Here is a 3,764-nt window from a genome sequence, read left to right as displayed (position 1 = left end):
AATCCTGGTCGGGCTACTTGCGGCGCTTTTGCTCGTTTTGGGAGCTCCGACCGCACAAGCCCAGGACGCGAGCGAGGCGCCCAGCTCGGCGCCGTCCGCGCCTACGTCCGGCGCAGACGCCAGCGAGAGCGCCACGCCAACATCAGGGGCCGAGGCGGAAGAGAAAAAAGATGACGGCGGCGGAAATTTCGCGGTCGACTTGGCGAAGAAAACCGCCTGCACGGCGGGAGGAACTATTAACCCTATCGGCGGGGCCCTTTGCAATATGGGCACCGACGGGGCCGGCGCCGCGGCCGGGAAGGCCGTTCTGGGTGACGCGGCCTCGAGTGTCGCCGAGGGGGCGTTCGGGAAGATCGTCGAGTCCGGGTTGTCGGGCATGGCCACAGCGTTCGTGTGGGCGATCACGTTCTGGACGAAGATCCCCACCGACGCGTTCAATTCCGCCGAGCTCGGGCAGAAGGTCACCTCCCACACCACCGATCTCATGTGGTTCGCGCTCGTCGCGTCCATCGCGTTCTCCGCCATCCGGCTCGCGAATGAACGCACACGTGGCCACGGCGGCGAAGAACTGTTCCAAATGCACCTGCGGGTGGTGGTGGCAAACTCGGCGCTCGCGGCATTCATCGCGACCGCCGCAACCGCGGGGGATGAGTTCTCCAAGTGGATCATTTCCGAATCGGCTGGCCCTGATGGACCGGAGGCGGTGAAGGCGCTCATCGCCACCGGAGCGTTGAACCAGCAAGCCGGGCTGCTGGTGCTGCTCATCGCGATTCTCGGGATCCTCGGCGGTCTGCTGCAAGTCGTGTTCGTCATCGTGCGCGAGATCCTCATGCTGTTCGCGACGGCGGCACTGCCGATCGCCGCAGCCGCGTCGGGGATGCAGGCCGGCACCTCGACCTATGACCGGCTCATCAAGTGGACGCTGGCGTTCCTTCTCTACAAGCCGGTCGGGTCGCTGCTGTATGCGGTGGCATTTTGGGCGGGCAACGATGCCGAAGACCCGATGCAGGTGTTCTTGTCGATCGCGGCGCTGATCATGGTCGCCGTTGTGCTGCCGTCCCTGATCAAGCTCGTCGCCCCCGCGGCGACGGCGGTGGGTGGCGCGATGTCGGGTGTCGCAGCCGGCGGCATGGTCGCCGGCGCGGCGGTGCAGGCCGGAGCTATGGCGGCGACGGGCGGCGCCTCGGGAGCGGCCGGGGGCGCGGCTGGCGGTACCGCAGCCTCGGGTGTGGGCGGGCAGTCGGTGACCGGCGGCGGCTTTTCCGCGCAGGGACAGCACGCCCCGACCTCCCAGGGTCAGGGCCCTGGCACGAGCGGCGGTGACACGGCGAGGATGCCTGGCGCGGGCCCGGAGGGCGCCTCCGGTGGCGGCGGTGCGGGCTCGCCCTCGGGCGGTCCGAGTGGCGCGCAAGGAGGCCAAGGTGCCGGTGGCGACGGCGGCGGTGCGGGCTCGCCCTCGGGCGGGCCCGGCGGCACCGATGGCCAGTCCGGATCGGGTGGTTCGGGCTCGGGCGGCAAGTCCGGGCTCGGCGGCGGTGGCGGCGAGCAGCTCGCCTCGGCGGTTCAAGCGGCCGGGAATGAGGCCGAAGGGGTGGTCGACCGGGCCGCGAGTCTGGATTCGGTCAACGAGGCACCAGGAGCGATTGAGCAATGAGCAGCGACAACGGCCCCAAGGCTTACGGCAATTGGACGATCCCGCGCTCGACCGGCATCGGCGGGGCAACGGTCGGCACGACGCTGGTGGGTTTGGCGCTCATCGTCATTTCCCTCCTAGCGGGCATGTTCGTCACCTGGTGGGCCGGCGCGGTCACGGTCGCGGTGAGCGTGATCATCATGATCCCGCTTCTGCGGGCCCGCGCGGGCCGCTCCGGATACGAGGCGATGTTGCTGCGCCGACAGTTCAAACGAGCACAACGAAAGGGAGAGAACGTGTTTCGATCCGGACCATTCTCGCGGGTACCTGGTGGCCGTTACCGGCTGCCCGGGCCGCTGGGAGGAACGAAAATCAGCGAGTGGGAGACCGCGGGCGGACAGAAGTTCGCGATGATCCATTTCCCTCGCCAGAACCAGTACACCGTCATCCTGCGCGCGTTCGCGCAGGGCGGGGAGGGCGTGGATCAGGATCGCATCGACTCGATGGTGTGGCACTGGGGCGCGACGCTGTCGAGCTTCGGCCAGGACGGCGATGTCGCCGGCGCCGAAGCGGTGATCGAGAACCTCCCGGCCACCGGCATTCCCCTCAACCAGGAAGTGCGGACGCTGGTCAAGGGTGAGGCGCCGCCGCTGGCGCAGGACATCATGGTCGAGTCGGCCGAGCAGCTCGGCACGCAGCGCGTGGCGATGGATCTTCGGCTGGCGCTGTCGTTCACTGCGACGACGAACGAGCGCCGCAAGTCGGCGCAGGAACAGTCCTATGAGGTCTCGCGCCGGTTGATGGCGATGACTCCGCAGCTCGGCCTGGCCGGTATCCGCGTGCGCCCCATGCGCATCGACGAGGTCGTCGAGTTCGTGCACCGCGCCTATACCCCGTCGGCTCAGGCCAACCTCGAGTTCGGTCGCCGCGCCGAGGGCAGTCACGGCGTGGAGTGGGAGGACGCCGGTCCGGCGTCGGCGGTGGCGCACCGTCGCCGCTACGAGCATGACGGGGCGACGAGCTCGGTGTGGGAGATGCAGACTCCGCCGCGCGGCGCGGTGACCGAGCAGGTGCTCCGCAATCTGGTCGCCCCGAACGGCGGCTCGGCGCGTAAGCGGGTGAACATCGTGTACCGGCCGCACTCGGCGGAGACGGCGGCGCAGTTGGTGGAGCAGGACTATAAGAACGCCCACGCTGCGGTCGATACCGGCCGCGCACCGGCGTTGACGAAGGCTCAGGCGAAGCTGCGGCTGTCGGCGACCGAGCAGGCGCGGCAGGAAGAGGCGCGCGGCCACGGCCTCACTCGGTTCGGGATGCTCATGACGGTCACCGAGGACGCCGAGAACGGCGACCTGCCGCGCGCCGAGGGGCTGCTGCGGGCGCTGTCGGTGCAGTCCCGGCTCAAGGTGCGCCGCGCGGACTACTACCAGGATCTCGGGTTCGCCGCGGGCCTGGGCGTCGGGGTGCTGCTGCCCGATCACGCCTCGGTGCCGAAGCTGATGGGGGCGTGAGGTCATGGCGAACGCAGCGGTATTGACCGACGCCGAGCGGGCGGATCTGCGCCAGAAGCTCGTCGATGGGCGGCTGCACCCGCTCGCGCCGTGGTGGCGCATGCGCCTCGCGCTCGACGAAAAGACCCGCCAGAACCTCGGCCTCGGCGCCGACGGCTCCTCGGAAAGCGACGTCGTCGTTCCTGTGGAGGCCTCGGAGCCTTGGCGGAAGGCATACAAGGAGTCCGAGCGGGGCCTCGAGGGGCCTGGCTCGGGCCGCGCCGGTGTGGGCGGGCTGTTCCCCGAAGCGCGCGGCACGACCGCGCAGGTTCCGGGGCTGTTCCCATGGACGGTCGGGTCGGGCGCCCCGATCGTCGGACCACCGCTGGGCTCGCACCTGCACACCGGAATGCCGGTGTGTTACGACGCGACGAACTGGATGGTACGCGGCGGGTTCATCACCGCCCCGATCACGCTGGTGATCGCGCTCAACGGTTTCGGCAAGTCGTCGATGGTGCGCAAGATGGTGACCGGCTCGGTGGCGCAGAAGGTCACCACACTTGTGCTCGGTGATCCGAAGCCGGACTACCGCCGCCAGTGTGAGCTGTTCGGCGGGCAGGTCGCGACGGTCGGGTACGGCC

General features: G+C 69.3%; 2 protein-coding genes and 1 pseudogene. All 3 read left to right on the top strand.

Features of this window, described 5'->3' with window-relative positions; all coding sequences use genetic code 11:
* Positions 1-265: 265 nt before the first annotated feature.
* Positions 266-1,654, top strand: a complete 1,389-nt coding sequence (locus V7E05_RS13940; protein WP_333620232.1) for a hypothetical protein — start codon at positions 266-268, stop codon at positions 1,652-1,654.
* Positions 1,651-3,144, top strand: a complete 1,494-nt coding sequence (locus V7E05_RS13935) for an SCO6880 family protein (RefSeq protein WP_333620231.1) — start codon at positions 1,651-1,653, stop codon at positions 3,142-3,144. Before V7E05_RS13940 ends, V7E05_RS13935 begins: the two co-directional genes overlap by 4 nt.
* Before the next feature lie 4 nt (positions 3,145-3,148).
* Positions 3,149-3,764 (top strand): annotated as a pseudogene (locus V7E05_RS13930) (hypothetical protein); the annotation flags it as partial.

Source organism: Dietzia sp. (assembly GCF_036741115.1).
Lineage (GTDB): Bacteria > Actinomycetota > Actinomycetes > Mycobacteriales > Mycobacteriaceae > Dietzia.
Note: the sequence above shows the minus strand (reverse complement) of the source record. Positions and strands in the feature narration are given on the sequence as shown.

What these genes read in the sequence shown, in the direction of transcription:
- V7E05_RS13940 (WP_333620232.1), top strand. Translation starts at nt 266, where the DNA reads ATGGGCACCGACGGGGCCGGCGCCGCGGCCGGGAAGGCCGTTCTGGGT.
- V7E05_RS13935 (WP_333620231.1), top strand. Translation starts at nt 1,651, where the DNA reads ATGAGCAGCGACAACGGCCCCAAGGCTTACGGCAATTGGACGATCCCG.